The sequence below is a fragment of the Mucilaginibacter sp. PAMB04168 genome (genome assembly GCF_039634365.2).
Lineage (GTDB): Bacteria > Bacteroidota > Bacteroidia > Sphingobacteriales > Sphingobacteriaceae > Mucilaginibacter.
Window position 1 is genome coordinate 3599292 of the sequence record NZ_CP155079.2, and the last position, 19906, is coordinate 3619197.

General features: G+C 43.7%; 25 protein-coding genes. 8 read left to right on the plus strand and 17 right to left on the minus strand.

All coding sequences use genetic code 11. From position 1 onward, the window contains the following. Position 1: 1 nt before the first annotated feature. Positions 2 to 307, minus strand: coding sequence for a DUF4134 domain-containing protein (locus tag ABDD94_RS15150; protein ID WP_345952965.1), 306 nt, complete (start codon positions 305 to 307; stop codon positions 2 to 4). A 5-nt stretch (positions 308 to 312) separates the two neighbouring features. Here ABDD94_RS15150 and ABDD94_RS15155 point away from each other — a divergent pair, with 5 nt between their 5' ends. After that, positions 313 to 507 carry a hypothetical protein gene (locus ABDD94_RS15155; RefSeq protein ID WP_345952966.1) on the plus strand — a complete coding sequence of 65 codons (195 nt, stop codon included), beginning with the start codon at positions 313 to 315 and terminating at the stop codon, positions 505 to 507. A gap of 42 nt (positions 508 to 549) precedes the next feature. On the opposite strand, the gene ABDD94_RS15160 is transcribed toward ABDD94_RS15155, so the two are convergent. From ABDD94_RS15160 to ABDD94_RS15205, 10 genes are all read right to left on the minus strand, one after another. After that, a complete protein-coding gene (locus ABDD94_RS15160; protein ID WP_345952967.1) occupies positions 550 to 840 on the minus strand; it encodes a DUF4134 family protein in 291 nt (96 codons plus the stop codon). Between the two features lie 2 nt (positions 841 to 842). Then, positions 843 to 1127 carry a hypothetical protein gene (locus ABDD94_RS15165; protein ID WP_345952968.1) on the minus strand — a complete coding sequence of 95 codons (285 nt, stop codon included), beginning with the start codon at positions 1125 to 1127 and terminating at the stop codon, positions 843 to 845. Further along, on the minus strand, positions 1124 to 1480 hold the full coding sequence (locus ABDD94_RS15170; protein ID WP_345952969.1) for a hypothetical protein: 357 nt from the start codon (positions 1478 to 1480) through the stop codon (positions 1124 to 1126). The genes ABDD94_RS15165 and ABDD94_RS15170 overlap by 4 nt, the downstream gene beginning before the upstream one ends. Next, the gene (locus ABDD94_RS15175) at positions 1468 to 2094 is read right to left on the minus strand and encodes a ParA family protein (protein ID WP_345952970.1); all 627 of its coding nucleotides are present in this window, start codon (positions 2092 to 2094) and stop codon (positions 1468 to 1470) included. The genes ABDD94_RS15170 and ABDD94_RS15175 overlap by 13 nt, the downstream gene beginning before the upstream one ends. Before the next feature lie 18 nt (positions 2095 to 2112). Then, the gene (locus ABDD94_RS15180; RefSeq protein ID WP_345952971.1) at positions 2113 to 3066 is read right to left on the minus strand and encodes a relaxase/mobilization nuclease domain-containing protein; all 954 of its coding nucleotides are present in this window, start codon (positions 3064 to 3066) and stop codon (positions 2113 to 2115) included. Between the two features lie 561 nt (positions 3067 to 3627). After that, positions 3628 to 4038, minus strand: a complete 411-nt coding sequence (gene mobC / locus ABDD94_RS15185; RefSeq protein WP_345952972.1) for a plasmid mobilization relaxosome protein MobC — start codon at positions 4036 to 4038, stop codon at positions 3628 to 3630. 231 nt (positions 4039 to 4269) lie between these two features. Then, a complete protein-coding gene (locus tag ABDD94_RS15190) occupies positions 4270 to 5229 on the minus strand; it encodes a hypothetical protein (RefSeq protein ID WP_345952973.1) in 960 nt (319 codons plus the stop codon). A 1177-nt stretch (positions 5230 to 6406) separates the two neighbouring features. Beyond that, positions 6407 to 7246, minus strand: a complete 840-nt coding sequence (locus tag ABDD94_RS15195; RefSeq protein ID WP_345952974.1) for an RteC domain-containing protein — start codon at positions 7244 to 7246, stop codon at positions 6407 to 6409. Between the two features lie 118 nt (positions 7247 to 7364). Next, positions 7365 to 8777 carry a cysteine peptidase family C39 domain-containing protein gene (locus tag ABDD94_RS15200; RefSeq protein ID WP_345952975.1) on the minus strand — a complete coding sequence of 471 codons (1413 nt, stop codon included), beginning with the start codon at positions 8775 to 8777 and terminating at the stop codon, positions 7365 to 7367. A gap of 31 nt (positions 8778 to 8808) precedes the next feature. Continuing rightward, the gene (locus tag ABDD94_RS15205) at positions 8809 to 9450 is read right to left on the minus strand and encodes a hypothetical protein (protein ID WP_345952976.1); all 642 of its coding nucleotides are present in this window, start codon (positions 9448 to 9450) and stop codon (positions 8809 to 8811) included. A gap of 119 nt (positions 9451 to 9569) precedes the next feature. Between ABDD94_RS15205 and ABDD94_RS15210 the strand changes: the two genes are divergently transcribed. Continuing rightward, positions 9570 to 10166, plus strand: a complete 597-nt coding sequence (locus ABDD94_RS15210; RefSeq protein WP_345952977.1) for a rhomboid family intramembrane serine protease — start codon at positions 9570 to 9572, stop codon at positions 10164 to 10166. Between the two features lie 34 nt (positions 10167 to 10200). Here ABDD94_RS15210 and ABDD94_RS15215 read toward each other — a convergent pair whose 3' ends face one another. Further along, positions 10201 to 10374: a hypothetical protein gene (locus tag ABDD94_RS15215; RefSeq protein WP_345952978.1), complete on the minus strand. Its 174-nt coding sequence runs from the start codon at positions 10372 to 10374 to the stop codon at positions 10201 to 10203. 128 nt (positions 10375 to 10502) lie between these two features. Here ABDD94_RS15215 and ABDD94_RS15220 point away from each other — a divergent pair, with 128 nt between their 5' ends. The 5 genes from ABDD94_RS15220 to ABDD94_RS15240 all read left to right on the plus strand — a co-directional run bounded on the left by ABDD94_RS15220 (position 10503) and on the right by ABDD94_RS15240 (position 13359). Continuing rightward, on the plus strand, positions 10503 to 10850 hold the full coding sequence (locus ABDD94_RS15220) for a helix-turn-helix transcriptional regulator (protein WP_345952979.1): 348 nt from the start codon (positions 10503 to 10505) through the stop codon (positions 10848 to 10850). Between the two features lie 79 nt (positions 10851 to 10929). After that, positions 10930 to 11136, plus strand: coding sequence for a hypothetical protein (locus ABDD94_RS15225; protein ID WP_345952980.1), 207 nt, complete (start codon positions 10930 to 10932; stop codon positions 11134 to 11136). 78 nt (positions 11137 to 11214) lie between these two features. After that, complete coding sequence (locus ABDD94_RS15230; protein WP_345952981.1) at positions 11215 to 12570, plus strand: protein kinase; 1356 nt, start codon at positions 11215 to 11217, stop codon at positions 12568 to 12570. Next, the gene (locus tag ABDD94_RS15235) at positions 12545 to 12988 is read left to right on the plus strand and encodes a MauE/DoxX family redox-associated membrane protein (RefSeq protein WP_345952982.1); all 444 of its coding nucleotides are present in this window, start codon (positions 12545 to 12547) and stop codon (positions 12986 to 12988) included. Before ABDD94_RS15230 ends, ABDD94_RS15235 begins: the two co-directional genes overlap by 26 nt. Before the next feature lie 74 nt (positions 12989 to 13062). Next, the gene (locus ABDD94_RS15240) at positions 13063 to 13359 is read left to right on the plus strand and encodes a hypothetical protein (protein ID WP_345952983.1); all 297 of its coding nucleotides are present in this window, start codon (positions 13063 to 13065) and stop codon (positions 13357 to 13359) included. Between the two features lie 173 nt (positions 13360 to 13532). Here the strand turns inward: ABDD94_RS15240 and ABDD94_RS15245 are convergent, their stop codons facing one another. From ABDD94_RS15245 to ABDD94_RS15255, 3 genes are read right to left on the minus strand one after another with little or no spacing between them, the layout of a single operon-like run. Beyond that, entirely contained in the window at positions 13533 to 14225 is a 693-nt protein-coding gene (locus tag ABDD94_RS15245) for a hypothetical protein (protein WP_345952984.1), read from the minus strand. Then, positions 14222 to 14473, minus strand: a complete 252-nt coding sequence (locus ABDD94_RS15250) for a hypothetical protein (RefSeq protein WP_345952985.1) — start codon at positions 14471 to 14473, stop codon at positions 14222 to 14224. The genes ABDD94_RS15245 and ABDD94_RS15250 overlap by 4 nt, the downstream gene beginning before the upstream one ends. Positions 14474 to 14514: 41 nt before the next feature. Continuing rightward, entirely contained in the window at positions 14515 to 15435 is a 921-nt protein-coding gene (locus tag ABDD94_RS15255) for a DUF4238 domain-containing protein (RefSeq protein ID WP_345952986.1), read from the minus strand. Positions 15436 to 16068: 633 nt separating this feature from the next. Here ABDD94_RS15255 and ABDD94_RS15260 point away from each other — a divergent pair. Further along, on the plus strand, positions 16069 to 17175 hold the full coding sequence (locus ABDD94_RS15260) for a hypothetical protein (protein ID WP_345952987.1): 1107 nt from the start codon (positions 16069 to 16071) through the stop codon (positions 17173 to 17175). A gap of 659 nt (positions 17176 to 17834) precedes the next feature. Here the strand turns inward: ABDD94_RS15260 and ABDD94_RS15265 are convergent. Together ABDD94_RS15265 and ABDD94_RS15270 are read right to left on the minus strand one after the other, a co-directional pair. Beyond that, complete coding sequence (locus ABDD94_RS15265) at positions 17835 to 18812, minus strand: hypothetical protein (RefSeq protein WP_345952988.1); 978 nt, start codon at positions 18810 to 18812, stop codon at positions 17835 to 17837. Continuing rightward, entirely contained in the window at positions 18809 to 19702 is an 894-nt protein-coding gene (locus ABDD94_RS15270; RefSeq protein ID WP_345952989.1) for a GNAT family N-acetyltransferase, read from the minus strand. The genes ABDD94_RS15265 and ABDD94_RS15270 overlap by 4 nt, the downstream gene beginning before the upstream one ends. Between the last annotated feature and the right edge of the window lie 204 nt (positions 19703 to 19906).

A 19906-nucleotide genomic window follows, 5' to 3' on the forward strand; every position in this document is an offset into this window, starting at 1 on the left:
TTTAAAGGCCGAAGAATGATTTGATAACCAGCGCGGAAACTACAAGGAATACGCAGGAACCACCCCATCCCATCAGTTCCTTGTTGATGTCCTGATCTCCGGAGTTCCATTTGGAGTACACCCGGATGGCGCCGACAATGCCGACGATACCCCCGATCACCAAAGTGATATTCGTGACCGGATCAACATAGGTCTTTAAAGTAGAGGTGGCCGTATTCAGGCCAGCTACACCGCTTTGAGCAAGTACAGGAAAAGAAAGGGCAAGCATTAAAGCCGATGCCCAAAGCTTTTTGGTTTTAGAAAACATTAATATTGGAGAAAAAATCGAGGCGGAGATCTTTTAGCGCAGCCGGGAAAGCGGCGTGGTATGATAAAAAGCGTTCAGATCACGAACAACGCTTCGGTGTTATACCCATGATAATTACTGTAATTTACCAGAAGGCAGGGCAAATCACGCTGACCTATCTGGCCAGCAAATTGAGCAGTAAAGAGACCGGAAACTTTTAGTGGCCGCCGGGAGACGACCATGGCCACAGAGCCAAATGGCGTTTAAATTCCGAACAACGCCCTCAAAAACACGCCGGATAACAGTACAAAAAGGGCGGCATAAAACCACGCTGCAACGGCGACGTCGACGTGATGCTTACCATCCTGCCAGTTTTTATAGACCGATACTGCACCGCATAGTCCCAGCAAGGTAGCGATGACCAGTGCACAGTCAAATGCAGAGAAATAGGTAGAAACCAACTCCTGTCGTGCTTGCTGCATTTCAGCAATACCGGGTTGTGCAATCACATAAAACCCGGATAGCAGCAGCCCAAGAGTAACCATCATTTTCATGGTCAGAAACTGACTGCCCTGATATAGTCGATGGCGTCCTCCCTGGCAAGGTTGAACGTTTGCTTCAGGCTCGTACCCCCGGAAGAAACCACCGGAGACGCCCTTATATTTCCGGACGGCTCATCTGGTACATTCTTCACCGTTTCTCCATCTTTTACAAAGGTTAATTCTCCTGTTTCATCGTCACCCAATGAACGTTTACCGGCTCTAAAATCCCAGGCAAGCAATGCGGAATAATAAGCGGTATAAATACCGAAAAGCCAGATGGCAAAATTGATCCAGTTCATAAATCTGTATTTTGAATATAGTGTTTAATGGTGCTTTTAATTTCCGGATGGGTATCCAGTACATGTTGGACAGCGAAGGCAACGAACTTGGTGATATCCGTCCCCGTCGCCATTTTAAATTTGGTCAGGGTGTCTACTGTCTTCTTATCGAAACGGACGTGCACCATGTTTTTATGGAGGGCGTTGTCATAGGTGGCAATGGCCTGTATGATGTCGGGCAATCTGGGAGTTGCTTCATTCTTTAACTTGCGTACAGCGGGCGCGCGGGCTTTAGGAGGCACTTCTGTCGCTCTTGCAACCGGTTTACCCAATTCCTCGCGGATCTGATCAGCCAGTGATTTCATTTTTTCCATAAGCGTTCTGCAAATATTTCTTCAAACACAGGGTAGATAACCGGGATGAGAGAGACAGGGGTATGAAAGGTGGTGATCCTCTGAAAGTCCACCCGGTCAGGAATGGGAGCGGTTATCTTGCCCAACTTTTGCAGCTGGACATTGACCTCGGTCATGATCTCAAATTTGGCATTGGCCTTGATCCGGTTAGGCACAAAGACGACTTCTACCCTGGGGTTCACTTTTTTGAGTACTACGGTAAAGAGTACCGTGGACTGGTAAGTGAATTCATCATAAGCAAATGGACAGATCACCAGGTCTGCCGATTCGAATACGGGTAATAGGCCGTCGTCATCCAGCTTACCGGGCAAGTCGATCAATAGAACATGATCTGCATTTTGATTTAAAACATGGTATACAATAGGGAAACTTTCCAGCGTCGCAGGAACGACTTCGTAGGGTTCCTCATTTTCCAAAATTTTTGCTTTGTCAAATTTTTGGGAAATGGACTGCTGGTAATCCATATCAATAATGGACGCTTTCGATTTCCGCGCGATCGTAATGTAATTTGCCGCCAGTACGGCCAGCGTACTCTTCCCGACTCCGCCTTTCTGGTTTCCAATGATGGTAATCATAAAATATTTAATTATCCCTTAGCGGGTGTTTGTTCTGGCCTGTTTTTTACGGTGGCGGTTCCGGCCCAGGATAGCCTCATCATCAATATCATCCGCCATCCAAATCGGACCGATATAAGCGGCGGTCTCATGACCAGATGACTCCATATTACTTAGCGGAAGTTCCCACGCACTCGTTTGCTCCGGTATTTGCGCAGAAAGGTACTTTAGCGACAATACCTCACTCCCCTTAAAGACCTGCTTGGTGGCGTGGTCCAGGATGGTATAACCATAAGGGGCTTTCCCTTCCGCCGCATGAAATACCAATTCCACCTGGTAATGACTTTCAAGCAGTTGCCGATAACCTGCGGCATCCTTATGTGCCCATAACAAGGCTTTAAGCTCTCCTATCCTGAATTTGTCAGGCCGATATGCAGCTATATGCTTTTCCAGTTTCTGCTCATCAAAATCACTGCCCATATAACCTTTACTTTCCAGGATCAGGTAAAATTGCGCTCTGGTGCTAAAAGCGTATTGCAGGGCAAAATCGTACCCGAGGACCTTATTCAAGCTGGCCGATGCCCTTAGATATTCATAAGCACTGTTGATCTTTCTGCCGTCCTTTCCAATCCGGGTCGTCACTAAGTGCAGATGGTTGTTACTCGTGTCTTTATGAAATATAGCCAGGTAGGGTTGTTGACCGTAACCCATTTCCTCCATCCAAAGTGTTGCGATCGCTGTGAGCTGACCCTTATCGTACTCCTTTCCTTTAGCCGACAGGACTGCATGAAATTGCGCCTTTTCGATCCGCGTATTGACGGACGATACCATTTGCAGGTAATTAATAAAATCCTGCGGGCGCAGGTTTTGAAAGGCCTGCAAAGGACCAAACCCGGAAATCTTCATAAGTTCTCCTGTATTGCGGTCCACTTTATCCGTGTTATAACGTACGGCCGGAAAACCGGAAACGTTCTTAAGGATTTTAACGATCATAAAATTATTCAGGCATCATCCGTTCAGGCGAACCCTATCAATCCAGGTTGTAAACTTTATGGTGGCGAAGGTATAGTGATTAAAAACCGCGCGGATAGCTATCTATCACGAGAGCCACCTATCTGCTGATCTGTCAACGCGCTACCGGCTCATCTGATTGCCCGCTATTACCTGATTCAGGTAAACTTCTATCAGCCTATCCTTAGCGCTAAAGAGCTGTTGAGCTGTTTAGCGCTGTATCAAGGAATCATTGGTTCTTTAAATCCGTATAAACAGGTATTCTCCTACCCGTATATCCAAATAGCAGCACCATTACATAGCTGTGTGTCGGAGTAGCTTCATAATGAGAAACATGGTGAACGCGTTATCCATCCATCAAAATAGCCGTATAACGCCATCCACCGTGAACAGTGTAACCTGCTCACCCTATATCCTGGAAACGCCATAAATCAATGACCATATAAGAATATATCCGGGTAACAATAGAACCAGCTAACCACCTGCCTGAGTAACTGAATAGCTGATGATCCATCTATTGTCGGTTATCAGAAAGTAACGAAATCATCGGCCCGCGAGCCGGATTACCTTTCGAAAAACAATCTCCAGGCGCTGCTGGAGGTCCAGATACTGCTCAAAAAGCTGGTTAAATTTTTCTGCTACATAATAGGGGACCTGCCCTTGCAATTTCATGATATTGGCATGCCTGGCCAACTGGTTGATATTATTGCCGACCCGGGCCATCTCCGCCCCCAACGCATCCATCTGGCTGATGAGCTCCCTGGTATTAAGGAGCATCCGCTCAGAACCGTTGAGCAACCGCACCCTGACTAATTCGGTTTTGGAAACACCCAGCGTTCGTTCCATAGTCAAAACCAGGTCGTATTCGGTTTGGGTAAATCTGGCATCAATTTTCCTGGTGCGCTTCTCGCGCTCCAGTTTGGGCCTTTCAGCTAACTTTCTTTGATCAGCCATTAGAAAAATGAGTTGCGAATTTTTTATATCCTCCCCGGAGGGGCAAGATTCTTTTGGGCAGGATAAAATTCGGGAAGCGAATTTTTGTCCGACAAAAAGACATCTTGCCTTTCCAAAAACAAGGTGGTTTTAGTATTCAATTTAACTGTTAGACTGCACTGACTTGAAGGTTCGCAGGCTCGAAGGCGATAGGATATCCAAGGAAAACCTAAACCCAAAAAGCCGCAACGCCTACCGGTGAATCTGCACCTGTGATTTTGAATAACAATCTGTGGCCTGCCTTTGTTCAACGACAACCAGGTTGAGTGCGTCCGTTATTTTATCATTATAATCATTAAAACCGCTGTAAGTGCCCGACCGGTCGGTAGCGTAAGGCAATGATTTGATAAATTCCCGGGACGCCAGCAGCCCAGGGTTATCCCGATCAAAATAGATATCCAGCGTTGAAAATGCTTTAGCCTTTCCAATGCCTGCATTCAGTCTGGAAAGCGAATTGAGTACAATGACACTATGGTCCGCCAGGGGATGCTCCAATTTCCAGCTGAGGTAATTGATAAAGCCTTCAAAGACTACTGCTTTTTTTTCGTGACCGGAAATAAAGGTAATAGCCTTGCTGCCCAGGCAACCTTTAAAGTATTTGTTGCGGACCTCCCAGCCGGACATCTCATTTTGCCACCCGGCAGCAAAAAAATGTTTTCGTATGCCTTTCGAGTCTTCTACGTAATAGTAAACTTCGGATAGACACTTTTTACCCACATCCCAGACGCCACGGCTTTTTAAGTAACCGGTTATAGCCGGATGGGTACCGATCGGCTTAATCTGTTCAACCACATAATTAGGGATTTGAACTGCACTTCGGGGACGGCTCCCGGTAAGGGCAGCGGAATGCGGTTCAACAGGCTTGATGGAAAGTACTTGTTGAATTTTGTGTACGACCTCCTTGAACCCTAGGTCTTTCCAATAGGCCAAGCCAAAGTCAATGATGTTACCACCTTTACCGGTACCATGATCAAACCAGACACCGAGGTCGTCATTAACACAGAAGGAAGGTACACGATCACCTTCCCTGAGCATGCTGTTATACATATTTTCCTTACCACGGTGAGGGATGGGTTCGTATCCCAGATGACGAAGCAGGGTTACTAAAGAAGCTTGCTGCTTGAGCTCCTGTGCATTTAATAGATTGGACATATTCGTATATTTAAATTAATACTCGTTGATTGCAGGCTGTATTGCAGTTTTCCAGAGACCCGATTCTGCTGCCAGGACAATAAGAAGCGCGATATCCTGACCAGCACCTGACCCGCTATTGAGGCGTATGGCGTCATATCGCTCATACTCCGTTGCCTTTCCGGAGTGAGATCATGCTTGGTGCTGTTTCGTGTTCAACGCTTTTTTTCCGCCAAGCGGGCTCATTGAAGTCAGGGTCTATTTTCAGCACTGATCCAGCGTAGTTGAGGAATTCCATCTAGAAACTCAGCGCTAAAATTCGTCCGGGTCGAAAATTTGGCATTGTCAGTACCGGCAGCGGGTAACGATCCCGATCAATTCGCTTCTGCCGGTTTATAATTCGGGACTAATCACGTCGGCATCTACATGCCGGGCTCTCGCCTGCCAATGCGTTCTCGGTTCGATCATCGTCTCCCCTTCGCAAAATTTCCTGGTGCTAACAGGATAATGCTTCGTCCCCCTACGTCAAAGAACTCAGGCTATTCAGCCTTACCGATCTGCCAGGGGCAGGTCAGTCTACCGTTACTGGTTGCAGCGACTGCTTGCAACTTCGTCCGGTCATTTTCCTCTGATAAACATTAATGAGCCCGTTGCTAATCCAGCAATCTGCAGCTCCGCCGCCATCAAACCGGTAAGCATTGGTCTTTGAATAGCCGTCCCCAACAAGCCCGGAAACACCTCTAACCGCTTTAGGGCCATGTGATGTTCCAAGACTCAGCAAAGCAGCTATTCCTTGATGCTCATTGAGATCAAAGTTGGGGTAATTGGAAAAAGGTTTGTCGGTAGTTCATAGGTAGTACCGATGAAAAAATATTTCAAAAAAGAGAAACTTGAACTTTAAACCACAGTAATCAGACGAATAGCGCTTGGCCTGTAATCCCAAGGGGGGTTGAGTCGATTAAAAAACCTTATGAGCATTCTCATAGTGGCTTTTACGCCCGGATGTCCCGTTCCCTAGAATGACTAAAAAGCGGGGTTTGAGGTCATAAAAAGATGCTTCTCGGTATTACGTCGGTAGTACCGAAAGGTCAAAATTGCCGCTATGCTTAACGCCATAGCCAGCGGGTAAAAAAAAAGGCGGTAGAACCGCCTGTTATGGATGTGATAAAAAAACTTCTTTGACTACTTGGATAGGACTTCAATGGGTGTCTTGTTCGAGTTTCTTCCTTAAAGCATCGCTCATTTGATCGAGGTATTTTGTTGTGCTTATTCTCTTTCTCCTTTCCATTTCCGTGAACCTCTTTTGAACATTACCTAAATTAACGTCCAGCTGGCTTTCCAGCCAGCGGACGATCTGACTTAAAGTAGCATTTCCATGATTCAATTGCCCGGTAAGCCAGATACCATAGGCAACCTCAATGATATTGATCACGTCACCGGTCCAACGCAGTTTTTCTGTCTCATCACTTAAGATGTGGAGGGTGTTTCCGTGCTCAGGCTTTAACCTCTCAATTTCTCTCAGAATAAATAATTGAATCCGTTCTAAGCCTATGAACTTAGAATATAAGCAGGATACGGGAGTAGAAAAATCACTCTCGACATCGGGTATTTCAGGTATGGGCAAAGCAAGACTCCCTGATCCTCTCACAAAAAAAAGGTGATCCAGTTCATCGAACCCGTTCTTATAGTACTGGTAGTAGAAAGCATTTCGCCTGAACACACTTTGGATAGAAACCAATTCTTCGTCCAGGTATTTCACCTGCGCCTTAGCGGTTCCCGTAGGCTTGTAATTTAAGATACTGAATCGCAAGCCTTCTTCGATCCGGCAGGCTTCAATCTGCGGTTTGACTTCCTTGAAAATAGAGATTTCATCTTGCTCGCCGACCTGATCATGGTCGAGAAAGTTTTTTAAATCAGATAAAGCTTTATCTGTTATTTTGACGGCGCCATTAAACCTGCCCAGCGGGGATTCAATAGAGGCATTTTCGGAAAGGTTCTCTCTTAGCTCATTCAACAACTTTTCAAATGGTGTATTCATGGTATTTATGGATTGATGTTACGGCAATTTTAAAATCAAAATGAAAAGAAATGGGCTGACCGAAGCCATGCCTGAACTGGGCAGCACGGATTCTATTAAGGTATCGGGGAATGTATGATTACTTATTGCTCAACGTTGAGGTTAAAGCGGTTTGGAACTGTACAGCAGCATCTGCTCCTTCCGCAATAACAGCCACTGCGTTGCATATTTTAGGCAGAAGCGTGCTGCATAAATAGCTAAGGATGACCACCAGCATGAATGTGGAATAGTCTATGCTTTCTACTTGCATATGCCATAAGGCGATGGTGAAAACCAGGATCACATTTATCGTTCCCAATATTTCATTCGTCAGTCCCTTGATGCCGGATTTTACAGCCAATAGCCGGGTCTGATTGATATTCAGATCGTGATTGGTCTGATGAAACTTAAGGTTCAGGCCTAAAGGGCTATTCAAACCGTTCTTATGTAATTGATCAATATCCTTTAGTAGCAGATTTTCCGTAGCTGCAGACAGGTGATTCAGATGAGCGAAGGAATAGCTGTTGTGCGCCAGGCCGCGGTAAGTAACAGACCCGATGACAAGTAAAAAAATGAAATTGATCAAAGCGGCCCAGGGAAGAAGATAGGCAACCGCAGATAGGAAGAAAATCAACAAAGCCCCCTCCGACAGAACCGTTGAAATTATTTCACAAGCCGCCTGCTGTATTTTTTGAATATCCCTGAAATTATTTCTTAGGCTATAAGGTGTAATTCTTGGATGATTGCCGGGCCGGCATTGAAACAACAGCCTCATATAAGCTGACATCAGTTTTTGATTGACGGACATATTTAATCTGATCATGAGGTATTGCCGCAAGAAGGCACAAAGGCTTTTAGATACGCTGATCAGGAAAAGCAGGATGACAACAGCTACAATGACATTAGTTTTGAAGAAGTAGCTATTGTTCATCCCTTTTTGCAAAACCCACGACATCGCTAAACCAAAAGATGCAGTAGCCAGGGTGAGCAGAGGCACGATGATCCAAAAGCCGGCGGGAAACGCTCGGAGCATGAAGAGCCAGTGCCAGGGTGAACGGCGAAAGGCGCTCAGGTCCATCTTCAGGTGGTCAAAATATAAAGCGGCTTTGCTAACCCAAATTAGGTCCAATTCATTTTCTGTAAGGTAATAAACCTGTTTTGCCGGGTCGGCCATCAGGTACCGGTAGGAATTGCCGGACATCTTGCTTCCATAACAAACCTGGTAGTGATATAGCCCATGTTCAGTTTGCGTATGCAGAATGCACGGCCTGTCGAGTTTCCGCAGAAAGTCGAGTTCCATTTCGACAGATTGTGCTGAATAACCACTGGCAGATGCGATAGATTGCATTTCGAGTAGGGACAGGCCACCCTCTTCCACTCGAATATCATGGAGATGAGTATACAATTGAGATTGTCCGGAGAAATTGAAAATCATGCCCAGACAGGCAAGTCCGCAGCTTTCCTCGCTTAATTGCCTGATAAAGGACCGCTTGATCAAATGAATATTATACATGTTTAAATATTTGCAGGTTCAACTTAAAAGCTTATCCATGACTAGGGAAATACATGATTGCGCAGAAGCAAACGACGACCATCCAGATCAATAAGGCAGGCAGGTAACTGGCCAAAACGAGCCGCAGTGAGCGCCGATAATCCAAATGGGTAAGTTGGCTGATCCCGAAAGCCAATAAGAACCAGTAGGACACCTCAAATACATTCAAGGTCTGCAACGGATAGTACCAGTCAGCTGGTACCGCGGGAAAAAGCGAGAGCGCGGACAGCAGATACAACCGGTGCCAATCCAAAAGCGTTCCATGGGGATAGTAATGACGAAACCACCAGATTTTAACAACCGCCGCCAGCAAGAATATGGCTTCACAAATCGTCACCATATGGAGGATCACTCCATATGGGATCAGGTGGTCGGCAATGTAGAGTGCGGTGTACAGAATCAATGCAATCAGGCATAATTTGAACAACAGGTAGAAGCCGGTCACTATATATATCCATTTTTGAAGACCCGCAAACAGCAGAATATCCTGGCCCGGCAGTACCGCCAGCGGGTGGCCGTTTTCAGCGAAAAAATTATTTGTAAGGATTGTCCTGTTGGACGCACTAATGATGGCCAGCGTGAGCCCCAAAATTGCGCCCAGGCTAATTAAATTGGACTTTTTAATGAAATTCATTGCCTAAAAATTTTAGGTAAATTTCAGCTGGCAACAGGTCAAACACAATTACTCAGAGTTGTAAAATACAGTTTCAGGTTATTGGATTATATGAATTTTTTGCTATGATATCGACTATTATGAAGACCTTCCTGTCAGCCCCCATATGTTATGGGCTCATGGCCATCATCACGCTGGTAAGTTTATGTGCTTTAAAAGATCAGAAATTGTTCTTCCATTTGGTGTTGCACCCCAACGGAGTTATAGAGTCGAAAGAATACTATCGGTTAATAACAGGCGATCTGGTGCATAATGACCTGATTCATTTCCTGATTAACCAAATCATGATGTTTACTTTCGGTGCCAGGCTGGAAAATCATTTACTGCTGACCACCAACCAAGGCAGCCTAAGTTTTCTGATTATCTATCTGAGCAGCTGCCTGAGCGCAAGCCTGTTTACCACGACCCGCCATTGGCGGGAACCGGATTATTCAAATGCCGGCACGTCAGGAAGCATTATCGGATGCATGCTGGGATATGTCATGGTTCAACCGGACATCATCGCATTTTATCTGCCGGTCGTTGGAGGGATCAAAAACATCTATGGAGGGCTGATCTGTATTATCGCTTATATGATTTACCAGTTCAGATCTGACCGGGCAAATATCAATCATGAAGTTCATTTTTTCGGCGGCTTAGGCGGGATCTTAGCAACCTGGATATTAACTGGTAATTAAAGAAAGAACCGGGAGTCAATCCCGGTTCCTAAGCTTACCAGATAGCCAGACAGGAAGGTCCTGTGGCAGCAGCGACCGCACCGATCACGGCGCCCGCACCACCAAATAACCCGCCCACGGTAGCAGAAAAGACGATGTTATAGCCGCAACTAGCCGCTGTTGTACCGCCTTTAAGTTGTCTCGCTCTTTCATCCGAGAGATTCTTCATATTATCAATTTAAGTTTCTTCCCACCATTGGGAATTGATCTAAAGATCCGCCGCGCATCGCTGGTTAACTATTACTTCAAATAGTAAGTTAGTACTTTTACCTTTAGGATAAATCGAAATAAAGTAGTATGCAAAACATTGGAGACAGAATCAGGGCCGCAAGACTGGAAAAAAACTACACGCAGTTTTACATGGCCTTTATGTTAGATATTTCGCAAGCATCTTATTCCAAGATTGAGCGAAATGAGACCAAGCTGACCTTGCCGCGTATTTATGAAATTGCAGAAATACTGGAAATATCGCCGTTCGTCCTCATGCCCAAACCTAAATATGGGGTAGGAATCGATTACCATTTCGTCTGGCGAACTTGGTTGAAGCTTCGTAAATTCTGGACGCATGGGATAGCCAGAAAAAAGGAGGAAGCTGTCAGAATGAATATTCTTTACAGGGACATATCCAACACTAATGAAGTGTAATTTACAATCGTAAGTTTTAGCCACAGTTCGGTATATACGTCAATTTAATCTAATTAAACCTAGATAAATTGAACAGGTAATGGATTTTTTATCTTACGAAAAGCGGCTGAACTACATCCTGGAATTAATGAGTAAGGGCCGTTTCGGTTCTTTGGAAGCCGCCGCCTTGCGTTTTGGTTGCAGTTCGCGCACGGTCAAGCGCATGCTTAATGTGCTCAGGGAAAAGGGTCACGACATCCGGTACAACCGTCAGCAAAAAAAATATTTCATAAAAAAAGATCAGTGACAATCTCTGTCCTTAAGCGGCTATAGCTTTGTATTGTAGACCAGCATTAAAATGAACAGGACATTTCACTTCCAACCAATGAGCTATCATGCACTGCTGAAAGCTGAGCAAGTTTCTTTCCAGGAGGATGCGCGGTATTTAACGGCCGGCACCATCAAACAGACCTGCGGATTCGTCCTGTTCATCAGTTGTCGTGCACTTGACACACCAGAGATGCTCAAACAATGCCTTCCTGTAACCCGGCAAACCGAATGCCCGTTTATCCTGGTTAAAAATCAAAATCTACAATACCAATTGAACTCCGGCTCATTTGGTAATGAGATCGCAGGCAAAGTGCTATCGTTATACCCGGCTGACCGGTCTACGCTTTCGATACTGATCAAAGAACTGGTCGGTCTTACAACTCAGCTTAAAGGGCCGCAGATTATCAACGCACAGCGTTTAAGCCAGGTGGTCTACATTCAAAAAGCGGAAAAGCATACCGACGGTTTTCGATACAGCATGCCTAAACCGAGAGACATACCCTACAGCATCCCACTAATTTACCTGAAGAAGGAAAAGCCGAACCGTCTTCTAGGTAATTACTACCTGCCTGTTCAATTACTGGGTGCGACACCGAAAGGGAAAATCTTTAAGGCGATCAATCTGAGAAAGCTCAAATTCGAGTGGTGTTTGATTAAACAAGGTAATGCCGTTGCCTTGGACGACCAATTCGACCGGGATATGAAGGATCGTCTGAAATGGCAAAAAGCGGTATTGGAGAGGATAAAAGACAAGGTCTATACACCGGGCTATCTTGACTATTTTGAAAAAGCGGAAAACACTTATCTGGTCATTGACTACGTGGAAGGCAAGTCCTTAGGGCAAGAGGTGCGCAACGCAATGAAGGGTACAACGGTATGGAAAGAATTTCCTATACATAAGAAAGAGCAGTTACTGAACTGGTATCAGCAAGCTGTCGGCTTAGTAGACTCGATCCATCAGGAAGGGTTTGTGCACAGAGACATCACCGACAGTAATTTTATGATCGGGAACGATGGCCGTTTATGCATCATCGATTTCGAGCTTAGCTACAGCCTCCGTGAACAGCAGCCTGACCCTCCCTATTTGCTTGGCACATTCGGTTATGCCTCACCTGAACAGTTGCATTATCAGTATCCGGACATCCGGGACGATGTCTATTCCTTAGGTGCCTTGCTCAGTTTCGTTTTGACGGGTTGTCAACCCTATGAGTTTTTGAACACACCGCTGACAGTCGTCCGATCAAAAATTGTTCGGCTTACCGGAAGTGACCTGCTGGCGACATTGGTATGCCGATGTATTCAACCCACGAGAAAAGCCCGGGCCAGCTTATCAGCTATTAAAGAGGCGATCACAATCTATTTAGAAAATTTAGCACAGCGAAAATATGAAACGTCTACCATGGCTGTATGAGGTATTCACCTATCTGCTTGCGTTACTGTTCTTATTCACAGCGCTCAGTAAGTTAGTGGATTTCCAAAAGTTCGTCAAGCAAATGAATAACCAGGTTTTCCCTAAAGCTGTTTCCGCTGCTTTGGTCATCCTGGTGCCACTTATAGAACTGATCGCCACAGCTTTGCTGGTGCGGATCAAAACCAGGATGACAGGTTTATGGCTTTCCCTGGCACTGATGTCCGCATTCACTGTTTACGTTGGCTTGGTTACTTTAAGGGTTTTTCCGAGGGTACCCTGCTCGTGTGCCGGTGTCTTCGAAAAAATGTCGTGGGGCCAGCATTTACTCCTCAATATGATGTTCACCCTGATAGCTTTCGCGGCTATCCTCCTAGGCAGAATTCAAGACCGGGTCAGCACCCCAGGTGTTACCCAATAAAATATTCATTGCGCAACGAATCAGGAGAAGCCGAAAACCTGGGTTAGAGTAGGCATTATTTCAGGACGTAACTTATGTTTAAAAACAACAAGAGCCTTTTACAAAGGGCTCGCATCGCCATGTTAGCGATCGTAACCATTTTAGGTATCAGTGGTGCATTTGCCATGAAAGCGCCCGAGCACAAACAAGCTTCCACTTATGGAGTAGTGCGTGCAACCGTTGGCGGCTGGATCGTAACCTCAGCAGCCGGTGATTGTGACCTTAACCTTCCGCAAACCTGTAAGGTCGAGAGCGAACAAGCGCCGGATGAAAACGGTTTCATCCCTAACGCTGCAGTAATGGAAACTCAACCGGGCGCATTTATTCAATAATGCGAAAAGAGGCTGTATCATTGATGAAATGATCAGCCTCTTTTATATGTGAAAGACGAATGACACAGCTAACCCACGCTGCTGTTCCTAAATTTCATCGGAGGGTCAGCAGATACTTCTTTCTTGTAAGAAAAGAAGCAAATAAAACGAAAGAACTCACCTTGATAGCTTTTCTATGTCACTTGCCAAATCGCGCCGACGTAAGGCGTCGGGTAGTCTGTTGATATCACAGATATGGCCAGGCATTCCGTTCTAATTTGATCTGGAAGAGATAACGATTTTGTTGCATCTATCGGTTTGTACTCATCCAGATAAGATTGATAAATTTTTATATAATTTAGTTTGCTTGCATTATTAACGACGAACTTCTGCTCTTTTCCAACCTCATATCTAAACCATTCCGTAAAAACGCCCTCCGGATCAGGTAATTTTTTCGAATATCCCGTTGGTCGTGCTTCAGGAATACTTTGAAAGTTTTGTATAAAATCCGCGAGTGGTCCGGCCATTAAAAAATAGCCGTTTCCCCCTAATTCCGAAATCAAATATAACCTAATCAAGTCATGGAAGATGCGGTTTTGTTCTGATTCATATTTAGTACTGTTTTTTGCTCTTTTAAATTCAAAAGCATTTTCAATACCATCCCCTGAAGCATCCGTCGTCACCAAATCAATGCTTCTTTTAAGAAATTCAGGGTGAGGATATTCTAATTTAATCCTGTTTAAAGGGAATTCCAACCCGGTCAAATAATCAGCAATTGGATATTTCAATGAAGATTCGTCAATCATGAAATTACGTCCTACCCTGTCTTGGTAACTCAGATAATATGTAGCCGAATGAAGTAGCTTATTAAAATCTATCTTGATCATAAATGATGTATATCTGAGTCAAACGTCGTTTGGTCCATATCGTTGAGACCAAAGATGATTACTCTTACCCAAGGATTATCCATGTTAGCGTCGATAAATTCATTGTAGCCCTCATTCAAAACATAAAGACTTACTGCTTGCCTAAGGTGTGGTACAGGATCGCCCGGACCAGTATAAATAAAAATTGCCGTCTTGGTTCTTCCCCCGTTTGTTGACGCTTCCCGGAAATTAATATTCGGTATTTTCATGATTCAAATAAAACTGATAATAGGTGATTACTATCGGATAATTATAAATATTCTTTAAAGTTATACAATATATTGAACCAGGTCATATGAAAACCTTTTGCTCCACCTTTGTTTTTAAAACCATTGTAAGTTTCAACTATAAATTTCAATCGTTCTTTACTGCCACATGCTATGTGTCGTTCGGCCAGGTCTAGCAGCGAAACATCTCTCGCACTGGAAAAATCGGTTAAAAACCTGTTAATCTTCATAACATCACCATTCGTCAGAAAACTAATTATTTCATCCCTGTCGATGCGACTAAAATAAACAAGTGTCAGTTCACCAGTTATAGGAAAGATGAAATCTCCGAATTGCCTTCCGTCATCGAAGGTGGTTTCTATAAATGGGCAGTCGCCTATGAAGGAAGTATGAGCCGGGGTCGGGATTATGAAACTGTGGGTCAATATTCTTTTGTAATCTTCTTTAGAACGGAATAGCTGAAAGGCCAGCAGGATTCTTTTTAACTCATGCTGCATATCAAGCCCGAACAGTTCTTCAATTTCAAAATTAAATGGAATACCTTCAAAAGATTTCAGGCCTAATCCTAGTTGCCCGGCTGAATAGTTTTCTTTTACGACGTTAAACGATTGATCGTACTGAGGGACACGCCATTTGGTTAAATAGGCAAAAAAAAGTAACTTCTTGTAGTGAATATCTGACACTTCGCCATTCTCGGTGATTTTCTTTAAGATACTCCCGTATTCCGCATCTAAATTGCTATATATACGTTCGATAACGTCGTCTTTTATCCCGTCGAGATTTTCAAAGGTATTCCTGTCCTTCTTGACGAAAAGATTCACCGGATTGGTGGGGTAAAATATCGCGTCGATCTTGTCGTAAACCTGAATCAGGTTTTCATTTTCTGAAAAATGTTTTGTATAAAATTCTGAAATGTAATGATGCCTGCGGGATTTTTTTGCCATCTTTTTGCGGTTAGAATTTATTATTGCAGGATAACAGCTCAGTGGTATCTTAATCGTTACTAAAATGAATTTTCATTTGATATGCAAAATAAGCTTGAACGTGAATTGCATACCCTCGTAAGTGCAAGTTTTCCTGCAGTATTCAATGTCTCCAGGAAAAACTCGCGCTGTTACGCAATTGACAAATGTAAACCATACCAAACTAAGTGCCTGCATTGATATGCATCAATTGGAAACAACATTGCCGCCTACTAATTTAAAGATTCGTTTTGATGCGTAGAGTGTATTTGAAAAATATCAAATTCTTAAAGAGAACACAGACGATGACTAATCTTGATGGTATAAATAGCTAAGTTTGAAACATTCGTTAAAAGAATTTTTACCGGATGCATTTAATATTTATTCAAAATGCCTGGACTTAAGAACCCTATGCTGAATCAGACCTAAGCCAACTGCTGGAGAAGATTACGAACATGTATTGAAGTAAAAAAATTAGTGGACACTTAACATTGTATATGCCTTGCTTTTTTCTAATCATTAACTGCAATGTGCATTTCAACCGGAATGTTCATTTATAAAAAATTTAGTTAGATAGATTTTATTATTGAGTTTTATATCATATTTTTAGTTACTATGGATCAAATACCTAAGTCAGAACCTGCAAAGCCGATTGAAAAGATCTCGCAGTGGTGTGTTGAGCATCCCATACTGAGTATTTTGGCTGGATTATTATGCATTCTTGCTGGATTGTATATTAATGAATTATACAGCGTTCATACCACGGAAGCCGGCCTTAAATGGTTAACCAATGTGCATTGGTCCGCTGTTTTTTACCATTTTTTGGTGATTTTAGGTGAAGCAATTGTTGTAATGTTCTTCCTGCATGTGTTTATAGAAAAAGTGAACAGCCATGCCCATCATGAGCAAAGCCGCGAAGCAATACGCCATATGGAGAGCTTAAGCGCAGCTATTCTTACTGATAAGAAAAATGAAATTGAAAAGGTCTTCGGAGACTTAATTCAGACCTTCACCACCGAGGGCCGGCAAACAGTTGAGGCATTAAAAGTCAATTTGTTTGCTGCCATTCTTGAAGACAAGATGCCCGCTGAAGTTGTTAAGGTTATTCTGGAAAATGACTTTTTTAACACCCATATTTTAAGAAGAAATCTTAAGGTGGAATACGTACTCAAGGAAATCAAGGAGAAAAGTTTAATCATTGAGCAGCGAATATCATTTGACATGCAATACATTTCTGGTAAGGAAGAATTTATCGAGTACCTGATGCCATTTTCTCTAAGTGATACGCCACTCGCTTCTTATACTTTTATAGAGGCTAGCTTCAAAACCTTATCTGCTAGTAATGATTCCGAGTACGTCAAACTCAATCAAACGGACAACTTTCAGGTTAGAGAATATGGCAAGAATAGAGAAAAGGATTCCTTCGAGTTATCCAAGCCCATCATGATTGCAAAAAATGAAACAATTACTGTTGAACAAGTAATGCATGCAGAGTATCTTCTAGATGATAAAGGTATGTTCGATAGTTATCACGTAAACAACCATACGGTTGATGTAACAGTAGTATTTGATTTGCCGCCAGAGTTTGATGTAGCTCTGTATCCAACTTTTCCGGAGAAATTTTTACCGCCAGTACGTACATTACATAACAGGCGAAGTTATGATAGAATAAAATTTCTTGTTCCTGGCCAAGGATTTGGATTTTCGATAAAAAAACAATAACTTTATGTTGTTGTTAGAGTCATAATACTGTTGAAACAAATACTAACAATAAGAATGTTATGCCAGTAGGAAGTTAATCATCGGAATGTAGTTTTATCTACATATAGAACAGTGAAGCAATTAGATTGCTTCACTGTTTATTTTTACATTACTTTTTTTATAGTTTCTTTTAAGTGGAAACGGCTGTTGGTGGCTATTCCAGATGTGTTTCTCCTCCTATTCTATTGCAGCCAAAGTATTACCTCTAAAAGCCTTAACTTGGCTTCTATTGGCGTCTTGTCACACCGCTTGCCAAATTATTTAATGGATTCATCTTTAATCTGTTTTATGCCTTGTGATTAACACTGGGAAACTTAGGCCTATTGATTACAAAACGACCTATGTCATTAAACAGCAACTTTTTTACAAGCCCAATTAGTATTATGCTGGTGTGACGGCTAAGTGTGCCTATTGATAAAAAAGCTTCAAGGCCGTTAACCCGGCCGCCATTGACGCGCTTTGACTTCTGATTTTGCACATAGGAATTAGTATAATCCGACAAAGATGTTAGCGTCACCCCTAAAAACACTATATAACATAAAAAGCCGCCAATTCGTATGATTTGCGGCTTTTCCTTTTCTTTTACAATACCTTTGTAGGTATTAATCTATAAGCATTGACTACGGCCTCACCGGAAAGTAATGCTGACGGTAATCTTCCGCCGCACGATGAATCCGCTCTCGGGCTTGCATTACCCTGTTAGATTCGGTAATCTTACGTTCATAATCGTTCAATGCACTGTCCAACCGGTTTAACTGTACGGTGAGTTCCTGCCGAAGTTGAGCCTGTTCGGCCGGCATATTCATGATGCCTTCCAATGACTGAGCCAGATTATAAAGAGAATTCATGAATTCATTGACCGGTCCGTGATAATCTATTACGTCATTCTTCATCTGTTCAAATATTGCCTCCTGAACTGCTCTTTGATCCAGTTGTCCGCTTTTTGCAATTTCCATCAAAACGGCATAGGTGTACCAAGTAGCAATTGCCGGTAACTGAGCGCCAGGGTGTGTTTGTATTGCGAAACTTAATATATCTCTAACCCGATCCGCAATGGCTACAGTAAATCCAGCTACTTGACCAAGGTGAAGTGCGCCAGCAGTTGTGTGCCAAGTGGCATCCTGCAACAGTTCATTTTTGATGTCCAATATATCCTGCCTAGCTGAAATACTTCGGGCCCGTTCTTGTAAAGCTTCGCGATAGGTCGCATCAATACCAGCAAGACGTAATTGATCAAAAGCCGCAACGTAAAGGTCGTATTGCGCTCTTTGCGCAGCTAACTGGGCAGCCTGTTCCCTCGCACGCCGTTCTTCTGGTGTCTCTGGGGCGGGCTGTCGAGGAATCTGCGGCGGACGCCCGGGTTGCGGCTGCGGATGATAACCTCCGTATTCAGGCGGTTGTGGCTGGGGTTGCGGTTGCGGTTGTGGCTGGGGTTGCGGTTGTGGCTGGGGTTGCGGCTGCGGCTGCGGCTGGGGTTGCGGCTGCGGCTGGGGCTGGGGTTGGGGTTGTGGTTGAGGCTGTGACGGCTGCCTTGGAAACCATGGTCCACCCAAAAATCGGATTGCCTGAATGGTCCATGTGTTAAAAGTTAAATTCATGATTCGTCGGTTATATGTTTAATGTTCGTTTCGTCGATACCCGTTAATTTATGCCAGGTTTGTCTAGTATGCGCTAACTTAAAACCATGTGCGGTAAATATTTGTGCTGATTGACTCTGGGGAATGACAGCTACAGCGGCATACTGACAACCTTGCTTTTTCGCTAGTTGTAATCTTGCTTGTGTAAGAACAGAGTGGACTCCTTTTCCCCGGTGTTCTTTAACAACACTGCCATTCATTAACAATGCTATATTCTCGTATACAAATAAGCAAGCGGTGCCCACCGGTTTATCGCCAATGTCAGCTGCAAGCGCGGTAAACTTCCCGCTCTTAACTAACGCTTGGCCGTACCTGGTTATAAATTGGACCGCTTCCGGTGTCTGGTCGGCCCAGCCGGCAACGGAAGCTTTCGCCCAGTACAAAGCGTCTTTAGTCGTTAGCACCTTGATGGTCAATTCAGGTATTTCCTTCGACAAGGAATCCTCTGTGAGAGGTTTGTATAATAAATGGATTTCTTGCGTGCACTCATAAATTCGCCGTCTGAGTTCTTTAAAAATCGCCCCGCCTGTTACAGCGCTCATTTCCAAAACAGTATTCGAACCGCGGGTTGCAAAAAAATTTTCGACTTCATCAAGTAAGTCCTGAGCGTGTGTATTCGAACTAAACAAAAAGCAACGAGTCAACGGGCAATCCCGGCCATTAAAAAAACTCATAGAGCAATCAGTGATTCCCAATATAGGATCAGGAGAAACGATACGTTCTTCCATAAAAGGGAAAAGCGCAGCCATAGCTGCTGCTTCAATTTTTTGAAGACGTAAATGAGTATTTGGATCCATCGAAGCAGACAATTGAGCCTGTATTTGCATAGTAACACCCGGAAACTGATTCACCTTTTGTATGTAAGGATAGCTGCCCCTTACCGCACAAGGTAATGGTTATCAATAAACTAACTTACAACTACTCAACGGAATTTCCTAATTTGTGATGATTATTGAATCATTTTTTAAAATACGATCATTTTCCGGTGATGAAGGTGCGTCATTAAACAACAGCATGAGGTAAGGCAATTCGTTTAAATTAAAGAAATAGAGGGT

Bases quoted from the DNA above. Each gene is read 5' to 3' on its own strand.
- ABDD94_RS15150 (WP_345952965.1), bottom strand. From the start codon at position 307: ATGTTTTCTAAAACCAAAAAGCTTTGGGCATCGGCTTTAATGCTTGCC.
- ABDD94_RS15160 (WP_345952967.1), bottom strand. From the start codon at position 840: ATGAAAATGATGGTTACTCTTGGGCTGCTGCTATCCGGGTTTTATGTG.
- ABDD94_RS15165 (WP_345952968.1), bottom strand. From the start codon at position 1,127: ATGAACTGGATCAATTTTGCCATCTGGCTTTTCGGTATTTATACCGCT.
- ABDD94_RS15170 (WP_345952969.1), bottom strand. From the start codon at position 1,480: ATGGAAAAAATGAAATCACTGGCTGATCAGATCCGCGAGGAATTGGGT.
- ABDD94_RS15175 (WP_345952970.1), bottom strand. From the start codon at position 2,094: ATGATTACCATCATTGGAAACCAGAAAGGCGGAGTCGGGAAGAGTACG.
- ABDD94_RS15180 (WP_345952971.1), bottom strand. From the start codon at position 3,066: ATGATCGTTAAAATCCTTAAGAACGTTTCCGGTTTTCCGGCCGTACGT.
- mobC (WP_345952972.1), bottom strand. From the start codon at position 4,038: ATGGCTGATCAAAGAAAGTTAGCTGAAAGGCCCAAACTGGAGCGCGAG.
- ABDD94_RS15190 (WP_345952973.1), bottom strand. From the start codon at position 5,229: ATGTCCAATCTATTAAATGCACAGGAGCTCAAGCAGCAAGCTTCTTTA.
- ABDD94_RS15195 (WP_345952974.1), bottom strand. From the start codon at position 7,246: ATGAATACACCATTTGAAAAGTTGTTGAATGAGCTAAGAGAGAACCTT.
- ABDD94_RS15200 (WP_345952975.1), bottom strand. From the start codon at position 8,777: ATGTATAATATTCATTTGATCAAGCGGTCCTTTATCAGGCAATTAAGC.
- ABDD94_RS15205 (WP_345952976.1), bottom strand. From the start codon at position 9,450: ATGAATTTCATTAAAAAGTCCAATTTAATTAGCCTGGGCGCAATTTTG.
- ABDD94_RS15210 (WP_345952977.1), top strand. From the start codon at position 9,570: ATGAAGACCTTCCTGTCAGCCCCCATATGTTATGGGCTCATGGCCATC.
- ABDD94_RS15215 (WP_345952978.1), bottom strand. From the start codon at position 10,374: ATGAAGAATCTCTCGGATGAAAGAGCGAGACAACTTAAAGGCGGTACA.
- ABDD94_RS15220 (WP_345952979.1), top strand. From the start codon at position 10,503: ATGCAAAACATTGGAGACAGAATCAGGGCCGCAAGACTGGAAAAAAAC.
- ABDD94_RS15225 (WP_345952980.1), top strand. From the start codon at position 10,930: ATGGATTTTTTATCTTACGAAAAGCGGCTGAACTACATCCTGGAATTA.
- ABDD94_RS15230 (WP_345952981.1), top strand. From the start codon at position 11,215: ATGAGCTATCATGCACTGCTGAAAGCTGAGCAAGTTTCTTTCCAGGAG.
- ABDD94_RS15235 (WP_345952982.1), top strand. From the start codon at position 12,545: ATGAAACGTCTACCATGGCTGTATGAGGTATTCACCTATCTGCTTGCG.
- ABDD94_RS15240 (WP_345952983.1), top strand. From the start codon at position 13,063: ATGTTTAAAAACAACAAGAGCCTTTTACAAAGGGCTCGCATCGCCATG.
- ABDD94_RS15245 (WP_345952984.1), bottom strand. From the start codon at position 14,225: ATGATCAAGATAGATTTTAATAAGCTACTTCATTCGGCTACATATTAT.
- ABDD94_RS15250 (WP_345952985.1), bottom strand. From the start codon at position 14,473: ATGAAAATACCGAATATTAATTTCCGGGAAGCGTCAACAAACGGGGGA.
- ABDD94_RS15255 (WP_345952986.1), bottom strand. From the start codon at position 15,435: ATGGCAAAAAAATCCCGCAGGCATCATTACATTTCAGAATTTTATACA.
- ABDD94_RS15260 (WP_345952987.1), top strand. From the start codon at position 16,069: ATGGATCAAATACCTAAGTCAGAACCTGCAAAGCCGATTGAAAAGATC.
- ABDD94_RS15265 (WP_345952988.1), bottom strand. From the start codon at position 18,812: ATGAATTTAACTTTTAACACATGGACCATTCAGGCAATCCGATTTTTG.